The 16,822-nt window shown below is 64.8% G+C and carries 17 protein-coding genes and 1 tRNA gene; 8 read left to right on the top strand and 10 right to left on the bottom strand.

Features of this window, described 5'->3' with window-relative positions:
• Positions 1 to 32: 32 nt before the first annotated feature.
• Together moaA and ACQE2J_RS11505 are read left to right on the top strand one after the other, a co-directional pair.
• Positions 33 to 1,121: a GTP 3',8-cyclase MoaA gene (gene moaA, locus ACQE2J_RS11500; RefSeq protein WP_135538480.1), complete on the top strand. Its 1,089-nt coding sequence runs from the start codon at positions 33 to 35 to the stop codon at positions 1,119 to 1,121.
• Positions 1,122 to 1,367, top strand: a complete 246-nt coding sequence (locus ACQE2J_RS11505; RefSeq protein ID WP_135538482.1) for a MoaD/ThiS family protein — start codon at positions 1,122 to 1,124, stop codon at positions 1,365 to 1,367.
• An 18-nt stretch (positions 1,368 to 1,385) separates the two neighbouring features.
• Here ACQE2J_RS11505 and ACQE2J_RS11510 read toward each other — a convergent pair whose 3' ends face one another.
• Positions 1,386 to 2,546, bottom strand: coding sequence for a ThiF family adenylyltransferase (locus ACQE2J_RS11510; protein WP_135538484.1), 1,161 nt, complete (start codon positions 2,544 to 2,546; stop codon positions 1,386 to 1,388).
• 83 nt (positions 2,547 to 2,629) lie between these two features.
• Complete coding sequence (locus ACQE2J_RS11515; RefSeq protein WP_426936381.1) at positions 2,630 to 3,853, bottom strand: molybdopterin molybdotransferase MoeA; 1,224 nt, start codon at positions 3,851 to 3,853, stop codon at positions 2,630 to 2,632.
• Between the two features lie 68 nt (positions 3,854 to 3,921).
• Between ACQE2J_RS11515 and ACQE2J_RS11520 the strand changes: the two genes are divergently transcribed.
• Positions 3,922 to 4,770, top strand: a complete 849-nt coding sequence (locus ACQE2J_RS11520) for a CPBP family intramembrane glutamic endopeptidase (RefSeq protein ID WP_240689644.1) — start codon at positions 3,922 to 3,924, stop codon at positions 4,768 to 4,770.
• A 148-nt stretch (positions 4,771 to 4,918) separates the two neighbouring features.
• On the opposite strand, the gene ACQE2J_RS11525 is transcribed toward ACQE2J_RS11520, so the two are convergent.
• Positions 4,919 to 6,388: a peptide MFS transporter gene (locus ACQE2J_RS11525; RefSeq protein WP_135538489.1), complete on the bottom strand. Its 1,470-nt coding sequence runs from the start codon at positions 6,386 to 6,388 to the stop codon at positions 4,919 to 4,921.
• A gap of 147 nt (positions 6,389 to 6,535) precedes the next feature.
• Entirely contained in the window at positions 6,536 to 7,834 is a 1,299-nt protein-coding gene (locus tag ACQE2J_RS11530) for an MFS transporter (RefSeq protein WP_135538491.1), read from the bottom strand.
• A 243-nt stretch (positions 7,835 to 8,077) separates the two neighbouring features.
• Between ACQE2J_RS11530 and ACQE2J_RS11535 the strand changes: the two genes are divergently transcribed.
• Both ACQE2J_RS11535 and ACQE2J_RS11540 read left to right on the top strand, forming a co-directional pair.
• On the top strand, positions 8,078 to 8,497 hold the full coding sequence (locus ACQE2J_RS11535) for a phage holin family protein (RefSeq protein ID WP_135538493.1): 420 nt from the start codon (positions 8,078 to 8,080) through the stop codon (positions 8,495 to 8,497).
• A gap of 73 nt (positions 8,498 to 8,570) precedes the next feature.
• On the top strand, positions 8,571 to 8,801 hold the full coding sequence (locus tag ACQE2J_RS11540; RefSeq protein ID WP_135538495.1) for a hypothetical protein: 231 nt from the start codon (positions 8,571 to 8,573) through the stop codon (positions 8,799 to 8,801).
• Positions 8,802 to 8,922: 121 nt separating this feature from the next.
• Here the strand turns inward: ACQE2J_RS11540 and ACQE2J_RS11545 are convergent, their stop codons facing one another.
• Both ACQE2J_RS11545 and ACQE2J_RS11550 read right to left on the bottom strand, forming a co-directional pair.
• On the bottom strand, positions 8,923 to 9,792 hold the full coding sequence (locus ACQE2J_RS11545; protein ID WP_240689646.1) for an alpha/beta fold hydrolase: 870 nt from the start codon (positions 9,790 to 9,792) through the stop codon (positions 8,923 to 8,925).
• Positions 9,789 to 10,685 carry a universal stress protein gene (locus ACQE2J_RS11550; RefSeq protein ID WP_135538497.1) on the bottom strand — a complete coding sequence of 299 codons (897 nt, stop codon included), beginning with the start codon at positions 10,683 to 10,685 and terminating at the stop codon, positions 9,789 to 9,791. Before ACQE2J_RS11550 ends, ACQE2J_RS11545 begins: the two co-directional genes overlap by 4 nt.
• 811 nt (positions 10,686 to 11,496) lie before the next feature.
• Here ACQE2J_RS11550 and ACQE2J_RS11555 point away from each other — a divergent pair.
• Positions 11,497 to 11,724, top strand: coding sequence for a hypothetical protein (locus ACQE2J_RS11555; protein WP_135538499.1), 228 nt, complete (start codon positions 11,497 to 11,499; stop codon positions 11,722 to 11,724).
• A 114-nt stretch (positions 11,725 to 11,838) separates the two neighbouring features.
• A tRNA-Ala gene (locus ACQE2J_RS11560) sits at positions 11,839 to 11,911 on the top strand.
• 116 nt (positions 11,912 to 12,027) lie between these two features.
• Here ACQE2J_RS11560 and ACQE2J_RS11565 read toward each other — a convergent pair.
• From ACQE2J_RS11565 to ACQE2J_RS11580, 4 genes are all read right to left on the bottom strand, one after another.
• Positions 12,028 to 12,636 carry a methylated-DNA--[protein]-cysteine S-methyltransferase gene (locus tag ACQE2J_RS11565; protein ID WP_240689648.1) on the bottom strand — a complete coding sequence of 203 codons (609 nt, stop codon included), beginning with the start codon at positions 12,634 to 12,636 and terminating at the stop codon, positions 12,028 to 12,030.
• 82 nt (positions 12,637 to 12,718) lie between these two features.
• A complete protein-coding gene (locus tag ACQE2J_RS11570) occupies positions 12,719 to 14,170 on the bottom strand; it encodes an AlkA N-terminal domain-containing protein (RefSeq protein ID WP_135538501.1) in 1,452 nt (483 codons plus the stop codon).
• 32 nt (positions 14,171 to 14,202) lie between these two features.
• Complete coding sequence (locus tag ACQE2J_RS11575; RefSeq protein ID WP_167854368.1) at positions 14,203 to 15,162, bottom strand: arsenic resistance protein; 960 nt, start codon at positions 15,160 to 15,162, stop codon at positions 14,203 to 14,205.
• Between the two features lie 14 nt (positions 15,163 to 15,176).
• On the bottom strand, positions 15,177 to 15,956 hold the full coding sequence (locus ACQE2J_RS11580; RefSeq protein ID WP_135538505.1) for a YggS family pyridoxal phosphate-dependent enzyme: 780 nt from the start codon (positions 15,954 to 15,956) through the stop codon (positions 15,177 to 15,179).
• 156 nt (positions 15,957 to 16,112) lie between these two features.
• Here ACQE2J_RS11580 and ACQE2J_RS11585 point away from each other — a divergent pair, with 156 nt between their 5' ends.
• Positions 16,113 to 16,778, top strand: a complete 666-nt coding sequence (locus ACQE2J_RS11585; RefSeq protein WP_135538507.1) for a YczE/YyaS/YitT family protein — start codon at positions 16,113 to 16,115, stop codon at positions 16,776 to 16,778.
• Positions 16,779 to 16,822 lie beyond the last annotated feature (44 nt).

Below are 16,822 nucleotides of genomic sequence, written 5' to 3' on the forward strand. Positions count from 1 at the left end.
GATAACGACACGCTTTCAAGGAGGATGACGAAATGGAGAAGATCGGCCTGCCGATGCCGGTGCTGAGAACTCCGACTGTCGATCCCGGCGAGGAGTTCACCGGACACAGCGAGGATTCGCTGCTCGACACCTATGGTCGTCGAGCCAGGGACCTGCGCATCTCACTCACAGACTTCTGCAATCTGCGCTGTACGTACTGCATGCCCGCCGAAGGTGTGGAGTTCATGTCTCGTGATGCCGCAATGTCGCGCGACGAGATCATCCGGTTCGTCCGCATCGGGGTTGAGAAGTTCGGCGTCGACCAAGTCCGGTTCACCGGCGGCGAGCCCCTGACGCGCAAGGACATCAACGAGATCATCGCTGGGGTCGCGGCGCTGGAGCCGCGACCGAACATCGCATTGACGACGAACGCAATCGGCCTCGACAAGAGGGCAGCCGGGCTCAAAGCCGCCGGTCTCGATCGGATCAACGTCTCGCTGGACACCATCGACCCTGACACCTTCGAGACCATGGCCAGACGTCCCTTCCTCCATCGTGTGCTCGAGGGCATCGACGGGGCGAAGGCCGCCGGCCTCGACCCGGTGAAGATCAACGCGGTCCTCCTGCCCGGAATCAACGATGCGCACGCGCCCGATCTGCTCCAGTGGTGCCTCGGCGAGGGCCTGAGTCTGCGGTTCATCGAACAGATGCCCTTGGACGCCGGCCATTCCTGGGATCGGGGAGCGATGATCACCGCCGCCGATATCTTCGCCCTGCTCGAGCCCCGGTTCGTGCTCACCCCCGATTCGGCTCCGCGAAACGGTGCCCCGGCCGAGAAGTTCCTCGTCGCCGACCGGAAGGATCCGGACACCGTGCTCGGAACCGTCGGCGTCATCGCGTCGGTGACCCGTCCGTTCTGCGCCGACTGCACGCGCACCCGCCTGACCGCGGAAGGGCGTGTGCGCACCTGTCTGTTCTCCCGCACCGAGGTCGATCTTCTCACTGCGATGCGCAACGGCGCCGATGATGAGTCGATCGCGGATCTGTGGAAGGGCGCTCATTGGAAGAAGCTCGCCGGCCACGGCATGGACACCGATGAGTTCGAACAGCCCCAACGCCCCATGAGCGCCATCGGAGGATAAGTGCCCACCATCACCGTTCGGTTCTTCGCCGCCGCCCGTGAAGCCTTCGGAGCTCGCGAGGCCCGCCTCAGTGCCGGATCCGTCGACGAACTCGTCTCCGCCCTCGCCGAGGCGGCCGATCCCCAAGCGGCGACCGTGCTGTCGCGCTCGTCCTTCCTCGTCAACTCCGTGGCCGCGACCGATCGGTCTGCGCCTCTGTCCGACGGGGACACCGTCGACGTCCTCCCGCCGTTCGCCGGAGGCTGAGACGGGCGGGTTCCGTCGTCAGTCCTGCTGAGCTGCGGGCTGTGACAGGTAGGCGAGATAACCGCCGTTGACCGACGTCACGGGCAGTCCCTGTGCCCGCAGCTGGGCGACGGTTTTTGCCGACCGCATCCCCGACCTGCAGTACAGGGCGACGCCTGTCTGTCGTGCGTGCTGCCGTCCGGACTGAGGCGATTGCTTCGCATCGGACGATTCCTCGGTCCCAGATCCGGTAGGCAGTCGACTCGGGTCGGCGATGAGTTCGTCCATCGGGATGTGGATGGCGCCGGGCACCATTCCCGCGGTGACCTCGTCATCGTCACGGATGTCGACGAGGATCGCGTCCCGGGCCAGTTCGGACCAGCCGAGCGCGGCCGCTCCCATGTCGACGGTGTGCTGCGCGTAGTCGCCGCGATGGGAGTCAAGGTCCGTGATCGGCTGCCTGCCGGGAATCCTGGAGACGGGGACGGTCTCCCACCCTGCGTCAAGGCTGCTGTGGACGGCCACCGCGTTCACCAGCGGAGTGCCGATCCCGGTGAGGATCTTGATCGTCTCCATCGCCATGGCAGAACCGATGCTCCCGCACAACGGCCCCAGGACACCGGCCACCGAGCAGTCGGGCACACTGCCGGGTGCCGGCACCTCCGGGTAGAGGTCACGCAGAGTAGCGCCCTGGCCGGCGTCGAAGACGGCGACCTGACCGTCGAATCCGAGGATGGTCCCCCACACGAGCGGAATGCCGAGGATCTCGCAGGCGTCGTTGGCCAGGTACCGGGTGGCGAAGTTGTCGCTGCCGTCGATGACGACATCGACACCGGTCAGCAGGTCGAGGGCATTGTCCGGGGTGAGAAGGACCGCGTGGGTGCGGAGGTCGATCGACGAGTTGATTCCTGCCATCCGCTCGCGTGCGGACTCGATCTTGCGGGTGCCGATGGCCGCCTCGGTGTGGATGATCTGCCGATGGAGGTTGCTCAGTTCGACGATATCGGGGTCGATGACGGAGATCGTGCCGATGCCCACGGCGGCGAGGTAGCTGAGTACGGGGGCACCGAGTCCGCCGGCGCCGATGACGAGGACGTGCGAGTCGAGCAGGGCCTCCTGCGCGGCTTCGCCGAACCCGGATAGGCGGATCTGCCGGGCATAGCGGGCCCGAGCGGCGGGATCGAGACGAGGTTGTGACATGTCTTCCATCCTAATTCCCCGAGACCCGACGGTCCTGCGTCGACCGGCCGAACCCGTCTTCGGCATTCACCAAGGATCTGGTTTCAGCACTCGAGATAGTCGACGATCGCACCCGGGAGCAGTCGTCCGGTGCCGCGGGGAATGCGAATGATCACTTCTGCCGCGGCGAAGTTCGGCAGTCGGGCTCCGTCCACGGCGCGGATCTCACCGGTGGCCGTGAAGGCACCGGGACGAACCTTGACCGCATGCGGATGCTGGCCGAGTTCGGACCCGGTGTAGAGGCCCTTCTTCCACCTGGCGCGCAGCGGCCGACCTTCCAACAGCGATCGGGCGAAGAGGTGGAAGGCGACGAACGCTCCCTGCGGAGTCCCCGGGAGGTGCAGCAGGGGCAGACGTCCGAGACGACCGTGTCCCTGCGGTGAACCCGGTCGCATGCCCAGACGCAGAAAGGTCGAATGCTCGCCTTCCAAAGTCTGCCGCACGACTTCGAAGGCTCCGGCGCTGATCCCACCCGTGGTGATGACGAGATCTGCCATAGGTGCCAGTTCGTCGAAGACGGCCCGCAGTGCATTCGGATCATCGCTGCATGTCGCTTCGATGGCTTCGGCTCCGGTCGAGCGGATCGCGGAGGCGAGCATCGGCAAATTCGAGTTGAGGATCAGGGCTCCGGCCGCCTCGGCGGCGGTGTCGCGCAGTTCGTCTCCGGTGACGATCACGCCGATGCGAGGCCGCCCGTCGACGTCGATCTCATCGATGCCGAGCATCGCGAGCGTGCCGACGCCGGCCGCGGTCAGACGGGATCCGGCCGGGAGGATGACGTCACCGGCCGCGATATCCTCGCCCACCGCGCGGATGTTCCAGCCGTTCGCGACCTGCTGGGGCAGGGAGGAGATGCGGATCGTCTGCGGGGCCGCGCCGGTCTGGTCAGCATCGGTGAGTTCGACGGGAACGACCGCCTCGGCGCCGGTGGGGATCGGAGCTCCGGTCATCACACGCACCGCAGCGCCTGGGCGCAGCAGCGCGGCTTCGTGACCGGCGGGGGTGTCGCCGCTGACGCGGATGGCCGTGCCGCGCTGTGCCTCCTGCAGAGCCGGTCCGTCGAGGGCGAATCCGTCCATCGCCGAGGTGGGAAAGGCCGGCACCGCCCGATCGGCGACGAGGTCGGCACGAAGGGTGCGGCCGATCGCCTCGTGCACGGCCACGGTCTCGGAGTGCACGCTGGGGGCGAGTTCGGCGATGAGTTCGGAGTAGTCCTCGGGGTCCAATGGTGTCCTTCCTTCGCTGACGATCCTACGCGGCTGGCTCACCGACTCGTCGACAGTGGTCGGATGAGATCGGGGCAGGTTCGTCTGCGGTTTCGTCTACAGTGTGGACCGTGGACACCGAGCATGCAGATTCCGTCGAGACCGCACGCCGTGGCCTCCTCAGCTGGGAGGCGGCTGCGACCGCGCTTCTCGCGCTCGCCGCGGTCGTGCTCTTCGGGCTGGGCACCACCTTTCCGCAGGTCCGAGCGTTCGGTTATGTGCCGATGGTGGCGGGAGTCGTCATCGCGTGGTCGGCGAACCGCCGTTTTGCCCGTGATCACAGCATCATCACCGCCTGTCTCGCGCTGATCTCCGCGATCTCCGTCGAGGCCGACATCTCGTGGACGAACATCGCGCGGATGGGTGTCGTCCTCTCCGCTGTCGTCGTCGGGCCGTGGCTCGTGACCCGGTATGTCTTCGATGATCGGACGATCCAGTTCCCCAGGCGTCGCGGCCGACCGTGGTCGCGGTTCGAGTGGGCGTGGCTGGCCTTCGTCGTCGTGGTGGCCTGGACGGTGCTGCCGCAGTACTTCATGCGCACCGGCGTCTACCTCAACTGGCCGCCGCTTGATGGCTGGTCGGAGATTCTGCGGCTGTTCTTCGGTGTCAACGCCGTCGGCATCTGGGATGAGCTGTTCTTCATCTGCACGGTCTTCGCACTGCTGCGCAAGCATTTCTCGTTCTGGACGGCGAACGTCTTCACCACGATCATCTTCGTCTCGTTTCTCTGGGAGCTCGGCTACCGGTCGATCGGACCGCTGCTCACGATCCCCTTCGCCCTCGTTCAGGCATTCATCTTCACCCGCACGAAGTCACTGCCCTACACCGTGACGGTGCATCTGCTCTTCGACGCTCTCGTCTTCCTCACGATCGTCCACGCCCACCATCCGCAGGCGCTGCCGATCTTCATCGGAGTGTGAGCCCCGGGGCCACGGCATCCATCACCGTTCGCGTGACAACCCCCTGCAGGACCACGCGGTTGTGCTGCACCCGGTGACTGATGACCCCCGGGAACGCCGAAGGCCCCTCGCACCCAGCGGCGCGAGGAGCCTTCGAATCGGACAATTGTCAGCGGATGCCGCGCAGCAGCTTGAGCATCGGCTTGGTCAGGGTCAGGGCCAGCAGACCGAGCACGATCGAGGCGCCGCCGATCGACAGCCAGTACGGGGTCTGGTTGTCAACCGAGAAGTATCCGCCGAGCACACCCGACAGCGCCGTACCCACACCGGAGGAGAGGAAGAACACGGCGATCATCTGCGACTGGAACACCTTCGGCGCCACCTTCGTCGAGAACGACATGCCCACCGGCGAGATGAGCAGTTCACCGAAGACGAACACCGCCAGCGTCAGCGCAACCCACAGCAGAGGAGTCTCATTGGGTCCGGCCTCGGCGTAGGGCAGGAACATGAGGAAGCCGACTCCGATGAACACCAGCGAGAGTCCGGCCTTGACCGGGGTCGAGATCTGCTTCGGTCCGAGCTTCGTCCACATGATCGCGAACAGCGGGGCGAAGATGATGACGAAGAGTGCGGGAATCAGCTGGATCCAGTTGATCGGCATCTCCCAACCGAAGATCGACCGGTTGAGCTGGGTGTCCGAGTAGACGGTGAGCACACCGAAGATCTGCTGGTACATCGACCAGAAGATCACGCTGGTGAGGAAGAACGGGATGAATGCGATGACGCGGGACCGCTCATCAGGATTCGTCTGCGGCGAGGTGTACATGACGATGACGTAGCAGGCGGCCGCTCCGGCGGAGATGCCGGCGATCCACCAGTCGATGTTCTCGGCGTTGACCAGACCGGTCGTCCACAGCACGACTGCGACGATGACGACGGCCACGACGGCGCTGATGAAGAGGTAGAGCTTCGACTTCGGCAGCGGGTTGACCGCGACCCGGGACTCGGGAGGAAGGTTCTTCCGACCGGTGACGTAGATGATCAGACCCAGCGCCATGCCGACTGCGGCGGCACCGAATCCGTAGTGGAAGCCGATCTGTTTCTGCAGAATGCCCGTGAGCAGGGGTCCGAGCATCGCACCGATGTTCACGCCCATGTAGAAGATGGTGAACCCGGCGTCGCGTTTGGGGTCCTTCTCTTCGTAGAGCTCACCGACCAGCGCTGAGGCATTGGCCTTGAGTCCACCGGAGCCCAGGGCCACGAGGATGAGTCCCAGTGCGACTCCCCCGAACCCGGGAATGAGCGCAAGGCAGATGTGCCCGGTCATGATGATGATCGCCGAGTAGAAGAGGACCTTCTCGGCTCCGGCCAGACGATCGGCGATCCAGGCACCGAGGATCGTAGCGAGGAAGACCGCACCGCCGTAGGCGCCGACGATGCCGACCGCTGTGCCCTTGTCCAGGCCGAGTCCGCCCTCTGTGACAGTGAAGTAGAGGTAGATGGCGAGGATGCCGTTCATACCGTAGTAGGAGAACCGTTCCCACAGTTCCAGGCTGAACAGCTGCATGAGCGGCAGGGGGTGTCCGAAGAAGCGGGTATCGCTGCGGACGACCTCGGTCGACGAGGTGGTTGAAGACATTGTGTGCTTTCCGTAGTGGTGTGAGACGCCACGTTCCGTGGTGCGTTTCACGGTGGACCAGCGGTCATATTACTCTCCGCCGAACCACCGGTCACACCTGGCAGACACTGGGACACAGCGTCCCAAAAAGCGGAAAGGACGAGTGACTCAGGTCTCGTTCTCACCGTCGAAGACGACCCTGCGTCCGGACCCAGAGCCCTTGCGCCGAGCCCTGAGACGGATAGCGAGATTGAGTGTCCCGGCGAGGAGGACGATCGCCGAGGCGGCCACGGGCACAGCCATCGCCGTCGCGGTGCCCTGCTCCTCGGCGAGGATGCCGTTGATCGCCGAGGCGACCGACTGGCCGACGATGATCGCCGACCCGGCCATGGACATCACGGTAGCCGACCGTCCCCGCGGTGCACGCTCGGCGGCGAGGCTGAACAGCGTGACGAGGCTCGGCCCGATCGCCGAGCCCATGAGCAGCAGCGCGAGGACGATGATCGGCATCGACTCGGTCGAGGCGAGCACGACCGAACCGGTGAGCAGGATCGGAGCGAAGCACAGCAGCCTGGCCCAGAGGGCGAATGAGGTCGGGAAGGCCGCCACCGAGATCGCGAGGATCGCCGAACCGATTCCCAGCACTCCGTAGACGAGCCCGGCTTCTTCCGGGCGTCCGATGTCGTTGGTCAGCGCTGTCAGCGCCGTGAGAGTCGACCCGAACACCATCCCGACACCGAAGACACCGAGCACGACGACGAAGACTCCCGCAGTGAACATGTCCTTCGCCGGAGCACGCTTCGCCGCCTCCGAGCTCATCGCAGACGACCGGGCCCGGCCCGTCGGGTGCAGGGCGAAGGCGGAGACGAACACGAGCGTCATCACGATCGCCCCGATGATGGGAGCGACCGGATCGAACAGGGTGGCGAGGAGGCCGACGAGGAAGGGGCCGAAGACGAAGATGATCTCGTCGGCAGCGGATTCGTACGCCATGGTGCCGTTGAGCACCTTCGGCCGGCGTGAGAGCGGCAGCGCCGTCATGATGATGTCGACGACGCGTGAGCGAGACATGGGCGCCACCTGCGGCGAGGTCGCGCCGATCGCGAAGGCCGCGATGAAGACGACGACGTCGGGCAAGGGACTGAACACGACCCAAGCCATGAATGTCAGCGCGATGCAGTTGAGGAAGCCGACGACGAGCAGGACGTAGCGCTGTCCCCATCGGTCGCCCGCCGCACCGATGAAGGATCCGAACAGCGCGGTGCCCAGACCGACCATGGCCGAATTGATGCCGCCGAGGCTGAGCGATCCGCGGCCGGCGACGACGAGGGTGAGAACGCCGACGACGATCATCGCGAACGGCATCCGCGCGACGAAGGCGATCGGGAAATAGCTGCGCCCGACCACCGAGAACAGGGTCGGCGCGGACTGTTCGGGAGCAGGTGCCGGTGTATTGCTGTGAGTCATACCAATCCAGTTTCTCCTCTCGGCTGGCCGAGAGGCCGTGCCGCCGTGGTGACCTGGATCAAATCACTCGGTAGATGCACTGAGGTCTGCGGACCAGAGGGCCCGGCCTTCAGGCTACTGGGTTTCGACTTCCGATTCGAGCAGATCGCCGATCTCAGCGTTTGAACTGCATCACCACGGCACAGACGTCTTTCCCATCCGCGACTCAGAAAGAACGCAGATCGGTCTGACAGGATGACGATTATGAATTTCTTCTCTCGCGTCATCGTCAACGCTTGCGCGATCTGGGTGGCGGCCTGGATTCTGCCGGGAGTGACGATCACAGGGAACCGCCTCGTCGAGGAACAGACCGGGACGATCCCGGCCATGATCATCTCCTATCTCGTCATCGGACTCATCTTCGGACTGGCCAACGCCTTCATCAAACCGATCCTCAGCTTCGTCTCCGCCCCGATCACCTGTCTGACCCTCGGACTCTTCTCGATCGTGATCAATGCGCTCATTCTGGCGCTGACGAGTTGGCTCTCCGGATTCACACCCTTCGTGTTCACCATCGATTCGTTCTTCTTCTCCGCCATCTTCGCCGCGATCATCGTCTCGATCGTCTCGGCTCTCTTGGGCTGGTTGGTCCCGGACCGAAGCGCCGAACGCGAACGGAGATGAGCAAAGTTCTCTACGCGATGTAGACTGGAGCCAAGCGTCAGCTTGACCACCAGAAACTTTGCCGGAGGAGACCATGTCCAATATTGCCGCCCCGAAGCGAACCCGCAACTCAGCATCGTTTGCCGATGTCATCGTCTTCGTCATCTCGTTCGCTGTCTTCCTGTTCGGCCTCTACCTCTTCGGTGCGGCCTTCTCTGCCCCTGAGGGCACCGAATTCTGGGTCTTCTGGGGCGGTCTGCTGGCGTCGAGCTTCGCCTTCATCATTCCGATGGTCTATCACTGGGTGCGCGACCCACGCCCCTGATCTCCGACTGACACCCGAAAGGGGCCGTTGCGTACGCACGCAGCGGCCCTTCTTCTGTGTCTCGGGCGGGCTGAGGTCTCGCGAGCCGTCCGGCGCTTCCCTCCGCAGATGGCCGTCAGACTCATGCGCGGCTGCGCACGAAATCCGCAATCGCCGAGGCGGCCGCTTCCGAGCGCTCGTAATGCACGAGGTGACCGACCCCGACCAGTTCGACGAAGCTCGGGTCCCGCAGGTCCGCGGCGAAGGATCGGGTGGCGTCGATGGGGGCGATCGCGTCGCTGTCTCCGGCGATGACGAGCGTCGGCATCGTCAGCGCATCGGCCACCTCGGTGACGGTGTGGGACACCGAGGTGTCAAAGGCTTCGGCCAGTGAGGCGCGGTCGGAGAAGGCCGAGAAGTACTTTGCGTGCTGATCATGGATATAAGAGCGCAGCCCCGGATCGTCCGTGGTGGCCATGACTTCGCTCATCACTCGTACGATGACCGGACTGGACAGCAGCGCCCGCCCGGCCCGCTGCGGCAGTTTCGCACCGAGGCGGTAATAGGCCCTGGTCAGCGCGGTGGCGAACCGTGCCGATCCTTCGAGCGCCGGGGTCGTGATCGGGTTGATGAGGATGAGTTCCGGTGTCGCTTCAGGCTGCTGAGCGGCCAGGTGACTGACGAGGATCGACCCGAAGGAGTGCCCGAGCACGATGGGCGCCCGTCCACCGGTGCGGACCACCTCGGCGACGAGTGCGGACAGGAAGTCGACGTACGACTGCAGCCCCAACCCGTTCTCCAGCGGCAGGGTCTCACCGAACCCCGGCAGGTCGGGGACGATGACCGGCCGGTCTCGGATCTCTCCGGCGATGAGATCCATGCCGTGGTGGTCCCCGCGGAACCCGTGGATCATCAGCAGCGGTCGTTCCTGTTCGTCCCCGCCGTAGATCCACGCTGCCGTCTCGTGGCCGTCAGCGTTGAGGCTCAGACGCCGGGACTCGCGCAGTCTCAATGCGGTCGGACCGGGCTGACTGCTCCCCGTGGCACGACGACCACCGGGACCGGCAGGACTCGCAGCAGGCGTCGGGCGCGTGCACCGATCGCGACTCTGCCGCCGTGCCCGAGTCGGCTCGAACCGATGAACGCGAGCTCTCCGGGGAGCCATTCGATGCCCTCGGCGGCCTCCTCGATATCGGCACCGGCACGGGCCTTCACCGTCGCCCGCCCCGCCTCGAACATCTCCGAGGCACGTTCGGCGAGGACCGCTCCCCCGTACTGTTCGGCGAATTCCGCCACCTCGGCGACTTCATCGTCAACCAGCCCGTCGTCTGCGATGAGCGAGAGCAGGCGCAGGTCCACGTTGAGGCTGCTCGCCGATTGGACAGCGGCACCGATGAGGGACGAAGCGCCGGGGCGGGCACCGAAGAGCGCGGTGACCCGGGAGATCGGGCCGATATCTGACTTCTCCGGCGGAGCGAGGACGACCGGCACGGTCGAGGAATGCAGCAGCGCGGAGGCGACTGTGCCGATCCGCAGCTGTCGCATCAGGGTGGCCGCCCGGGCACCGATGACGATGCCCAGAGCTTCCTCGGCTTCGGCGACCTCCATGAGGCCCTTCGACTCATTCGAGGCGACGCGGATGACGCCCTTGGCTGAGACGTCGTCAGGGATGAGTGACATGGCTTCGTCGAGCCAGTCGTCGATCTGCTGTGCGACGATGCCGGCGCCGTCCTGCGGCACTGCACTGCCGGCCATGATCGTCGAGGACTCCGGTCGCACGATGGTGACGACCAGTTCGATGTCGATCGACCGGGCGATCGAGATGGCGAGAGCGATGGCATCTCGGCCCCGATCCGTTGCGATGTAGCCGACGACGAGCCGTCTCTTGGTGGCGGTCTCTGACATTCTCAACTCCCTTGAAGATGCGTGATGCACGGATGCGGATGCACGTCTGGTTCGATTCTACGTCGCCGGGTTCGACAGCATCGACTTCGAAATCCGCCGTCACCGATTTCCGAATGAAAAATTGTCGGAGAAAATAATGAACAAAACTTCCACAGGCATTCACTGCTGTGATAAATTCGACAGTGCAATTACGGATTCGCAGACAAAACCTTGATTGCACACTGACCATTGTGAACGCTGACGCAGTTCACGCGAGATCCACGACCAATGAGAGGAGCGCAGTTTCGATGATGATGACAACAATCGCAGGCCCCGGACTTCGACGGCATGGATTTGTCAATGCTGCCTGCCCGATTGGCGGACAAGGACTCGTCGGCTGACCCCAGCCGTCTTTCGCGTCTTTGCCACCGGTTGGCTTCTGACCACCGGCGCTCACTGAGCCGACCGGTTGCCTGGAATCCGGCATTGAGCCACTACGGCCTGTTCGCAGATCCACATGATCTGCCCGCCGCCGTTTCAGTATTCCCACGCCTGGCCTTCGCTGCCGCTTGACGACCCTGGCCGTATTTCGTCCAAGACCGTCGTGGGCTCACGATTGCTCTGCGGTCGTGAGCATGCTCAATCGGAATCCTGGAACACGTCCCCCTTGCGACCGAACAGTCCGCATTCATCGCATTCATTGCGAATAGCGCAGCTCGATTAGCGTGACCCGATCAGCGACGCCTTTTGCGAATGCATTCATTGATCGCCATTTCGGGATACCTCCTGCCTTTTTGCAGATATCCCTGTCTGAAATCACAGAGGAAGAATTGTGTCGACCGCATTTCCGTCCACCTATCCGCGCCGCTGGGCACTGAGCACTGGGATGAAACTCATCCGCTGGGCACGTCGTCCAGCCGTCACCGCTGAGACTCGTGCAGAGAGGTCCGCTCGCAAACAGGCCGCACGTCTCAAGGCGCACGCTCGCGACCAACGAATCCGCGAACTGCGCGAGCGTGACATCGTTCGCTACCTCAGCCAGGTCAAGCCCTACATCTGAGAGCAGGCGGCTCGAGCCCACCGGACTCGAGCCGCCTGCACCGGAGTGTGGGCAGCGTCACCTTCTCTCGATTTGGCCTGACACCCACATCTGGGTAATATTGTTCAGGCAAGCGGGGGTATGGCGCAGTTGGTAGCGCGTCTCCATGGCATGGAGAAGGTCAGGGGTTCGAATCCCCTTACCTCCACCGCAGAAGGGCCGAGATCCGAAAGGGTCTCGGCCCTTTGTCGTCCCCACCTAATTGCTACCTGGCGGGGTCCCAGCAACTTGGCGCCAGGTGGCTGGGACCCCGCCAGGTAGCAATTAGGTGGGGGTTTCTAGGGTGAGAAGGTGTCGCTTCTTCACCTCGCCCCAGGCGTAGCCGGTGAGTGAACCATCGGCACCGATCACACGGTGGCACGGCACGATGATGCTGATGGGATTCTTCCCGTTCGCCGCGCCGACCGCCCGGGCCGCGCTCGGTCTGCCCAGCATCGCTGCCAGCTGCCCGTACCCGACGGTCCGGCCGTAGGGGATCTCGGTCAGTGCCTGCCACACCGAGCGTTGGAATTCGGTGCCCCGAGCGGCCAGCATCAGGTCGAACTGTGTCCGCTCGCCGGCGAAGTACTCCCCCAGCTGGGTGGCCGTGCGGGTGAAGATCTCGAGTTCGTCGTTCGGAGTCGGCTCGACTCCGAAGGCTTTGCACAGGCGCTGGATGGTCGCTTCGGAGACATCGAGGTAGACGCCCGTGAGGTGGATGCCGTCCGAGGTGGCCAGCATCGGTCCGAGCTCCGAGTCGAGCACCGTCGAATACACCGGCACCGAGGCGATCGGCAGCTCGAGTGGACCGCTGATCGAGGCTGTCTGGTCCGGCCCGGTGGTCGTCGTCGACTTGGTCGTGGTCTGCTGCTGAATCGTGTGTTGAGAAGTCATGGTCTCTCGTCCCTTCTTCAAGGATGGTGGGCGAGTCGAGTCGGTCTCGTCGTCTGTCATTTCGATCCGGTCGTCTGCGATGTCAGTGTTGCGCCTGGGCGTGTCCTGCCCACAGGAGATGAGTGAGGTAGGAGCGCCATGGGCTGCAGGCGGCGACGACGTCCGCCCAATCGCCTGCCGGAGCCGATTCGGTGAGCTCGGCCACGGACTTCTTCACTCCGAGGTCGGAGCCGAGGAAGACATCGGGATCTCCGAGTGCGCGCATCCGGATGTACCCGTTGCTCCACGGTCCGATCCCCGGCAGGGCGAGCAGATCCCGGCTCGCCGCTTCCCGATCGCTGCCGGCGCCGAGGTCGAGGCGCCCCTCGGCCAGGGCTGTCGCGAGGGCGTGGATCGTGCGGATGCGCGAGGCCGGAAGCGCCCAGTCGTCGGCGGGGACCGCGGCAATCGCCTCGGCTGTGGGGAAGAGTCGATCGACACAGTCGGTCCGCAGCTCCTCGGGAAGGGGCTCCCCCGCCCCTGCGACGAGCCGCTGAAGATGAGTGCGTGCCGCGGCCAAAGAGATCTGCTGGCCGAGGACCGTGCGCACGGCCAGTTCGACGGAATCGCAGTGTCCGGGCGAACGCATCCCCGGATGCCGGTCGATGAGAGTTCCGAGTCCTGCCGCGCGCAGAGTCTGGGCGACCGCCACGGGATCCGCATCGAGATCGAGGATCCGCCTGGCCCTGGCCACGGCACTGCCGAGATCACGGGTGTCCGCCAGTCGCAGTCGACACTCGACGAAGTCTCCGGCTGCCTGTCTCAGCGTGATGACCGCCGGGCCGTGTGCCAGGCGCATGGATCGGGAGTAGGCGCCGTCGGCAACGGTCTCGATTCCCGGCACGGCACGCACGGAGTGGTAGGCCAGGAGGTACTCGAAGTCGAAGGGCGGACGGTAGGCGAGGCGGAGGACCAGCTGGTCGGCGACGGCACGGTCAGATCCTGTGGTGCGCAGCTCTCGCGGGCTGATCGAATACATGTCTCGGAAGGTGTCGTTGAACTGACGGATGCTGGCGAATCCCGCGGCGAAGGCGATCTCGCTCATCGGCAGCGCCGTGGCTTCGATGAGGGTCCTGGCCGTGCGCACCCGTTCGGTCCGGGCCAGCGCCAGCGGTCCGGCGCCGAGCTCCTCGTGCATGAGGCGAGACAGCTGTCGGGAACTGTAGCCGAGTTCCGCGGCCAGGGCCTCGACTCCCCCGCAGTCGATGATGCCTTCGCGGATGAGGCGCACGGCCCGGGCGACGACATCACCGCGTGTGTCCCATTCGGGGGAATTCGGGCTGGCATCGGGTCGACACCGTTTGCAGGCGCGAAAGCCCGCTTCGGCGGCGGCCGCGGCGCTGATGAAGAAGTCGACATTCTCCCGTCTCGGGGTTCTGGCCGGGCACGACGGTCGGCAGAAGATCCCGGTGGTGTGCACCGCGGTGAAGAACATGCCGTCGAAGCGTCTGTCACGGGAAGTGACCGCCTGATAGCACTGATCGGTGGTGAGCATGCTCCCATTCTGGTCGCCGCAGGTGACAAATACTAGCGGATTTCAGACATGGCAGTGTCGGGGATGAGCCTCGGCAGCACGCGGACGAGCAGGAGGAGGAACAGCAGTTCGATGAGAGTCTGCGTGACCACAGTCGCCGGTCCGATGCCGTCGCCGGTGGCCGCTCGCACGATCGGGAGCATGACGAGTGAGTTCCTCGTCACCGCCGACAGCACGACCGAACGCGCCTGTCGGGCCCCGAAGCCCAACGCACGAGTCACGGCCCATGCGAGAGCACCGATGACGAGTGCGAAGACTGCGAAGGCGATGGCCACGGTGGTCAGCTGAGCGATCGCGCCGACGATCAGCGGTGTCGATGAGGCGGTGATGACCAGAAGCGTCAGAGTCATCACCGGGGTCATCAGCGACGAGGAGGCCTTCACGAGTCGTTTCACGCGCAGTGCGCGTCGCGAGATCGAACGGACGATGATCGCTGCGGTGAGAGGGACGAGGATGAACAGAAACAGCGCCGAGACCAGTGCGCGCACCGGCAGGTCGGCGCTCAGATCACCGCCGGTGATGGCCCACAGGCTCACGGGCAGGAGGAGGAGCTGAGCGACCGTGAGCACCGGGGTGAGCACGAGGAGATGCTCGTACGCACCGCCGGCGGCGCGAGTGAAGACGATGACGTAGTCGATGCACGGACACAGCAGGACGACGAGCGTGGCCAGCAGCATGGGCTCGTCGATGTCGAAGACAGCGACGAAACCGGCCACGAGGACCGGGACGACGAGGAAGTTGAGGACCGCCACGGTTGCCAGGAACCGGACATCCTCGAAGGCTTTCGCCGCCCTTTCGAACGGAAGTTCGAGGAAGGTGAGGAAGAGAAGCACGATGAGACACGGTGTCACCGCCCACCCGGCGGCGTGGCCGAGAGCGGGAAGTCCCGCCCCGAGCAGAACACCGAGGGCGAGTCCACCCACCCACCAGACGGCCTGGACCGATGTCGACAAACCGGTCGCGGCTCTCAGCCGTTCTCCGGCCAGTAGTGGGAATCGGGAACGGAACGCCTGCCGAAGATCGCCTGGCCGACTCGCACACAGTTCGCGCCCTCTTCGATGGCGACCTCGAAGTCCCCGGACATGCCCATCGACAGATGCCCCGGCCCGATGAGCTCGGGATCGGTGTCCCGCGCGCGGTCACGCAGCTCGCGCAGCATCTGGAAACAGGGGCGGACGCGTTCGACGTCTGAGGAGAATATCGCCAATGTCATCAGTCCCTGCACCTTGAGAGTGTCGAATTCGCGCAGCTGCCTGAGGAACCCGCTCAGCTCCTCCGGGGGCATCCCGAACTTCGAATCCTCCGCAGAGGTGTTGACCTGGACGTAGACGTCGAGGCTGCGGCCCTCGCTCTGCAGCCGACGATCGAGGGCACGAGCGACCTTGATGCGGTCAAGGGCCTGGAATTCGGCGGCGAACTGGGCGACGAACTTCGCTTTGTTCGACTGCAGGTGCCCGATGACCGCCCAGTCGATGTCGAGATCGGCCATCTCCTCGGACTTCCGGTGGGCTTCCTGGACCTTGTTCTCACCGAGCTTGTGGCAGCCGGCCGCTGCAGCGGCCCGGATGCGCTCCTGCGGCACGGTCTTGCTCACCGGCAGCAGTTCGATCTCGTATCGATCCCGGCCCGCCCGCTTCGCGGCCGCAGCGATCCGCTGCTCGACCTCGGCGATATTGGACCGGAAGTCCTCGACGCTCACGGCCGTCGAATACTGTTCGTCATGGCTGAGTCCGCTGTTGTCTCCCATGTCCTCATGATAGGCAGGCGGCGCAGCAGCCACCGGCTCACGGCGCATGCTGATACGCCTGCGTCCACGATTCCGGCGGACAGACGGTGCACGCACGGAGGATCTCGGCCACAATGGGTCACGAGGGAGACTCTTGAGGAATGAGAAAGCCGCCGAATGACATCGACACCCACGCCGAAACGCCAGCTGGCCAATGTCGGCCCCATCGAACAGCTGCGCGGGGGCCGGCTGTGGCGACGCATCCCCCAGCTGCTCATCGGCCTCTACCTGTTCGGGGCCTCCATGGCGATGATGGTCAATGCGGGTCTGGGCATGATGCCGTGGGACGTTCTCAATGCCGGCATCCTCCGACATGTGCCGGTGACCTTCGGCACCGTCGTCACCCTGCTCTCCTTCGTCGTGCTCCTCATCTGGATCCCGCTGCGACAGCAGCCGGGCATCGGCACGGTCCTCAATGCACTGCTCATCGGGCCCGCGCTCGACCTGACCCAACTGTTCCTGCCCGAACCCGATCACCTCGGGTGGCAGATTCCGCTCATGCTCGCAGGTGTCGCCCTCAACGGGCTCGCCTCGGCGATGTACATCGGCTCCCAGTTCGGCCCCGGTCCGCGTGATGGACTGATGACCGGACTCGCCCGAGTCACCGGACGGTCGATCCGGCTCGTGCGCACCCTCATCGAAGTCACTGTCGTCGCGATCGGCTGGCCGCTGGGCGGAGTCGTCGGCATCGGCACCGTTCTCTATGCGGTGGGGATCGGCCCGATCACCCAGGCGCTGCTGCCGACCTTCACCGTCGAACTCCGCCCCCGACAGAAGCGCTGAAGCCCAGAAGAGGCGCTGACTCCTGAAGAGGCGCTGATCCCGGC

It is taken from the genome of Brevibacterium sp. LE-L (assembly GCF_050214925.1).
In the GTDB taxonomy this organism is placed as follows: Bacteria; Actinomycetota; Actinomycetes; order Actinomycetales; family Brevibacteriaceae; genus Brevibacterium.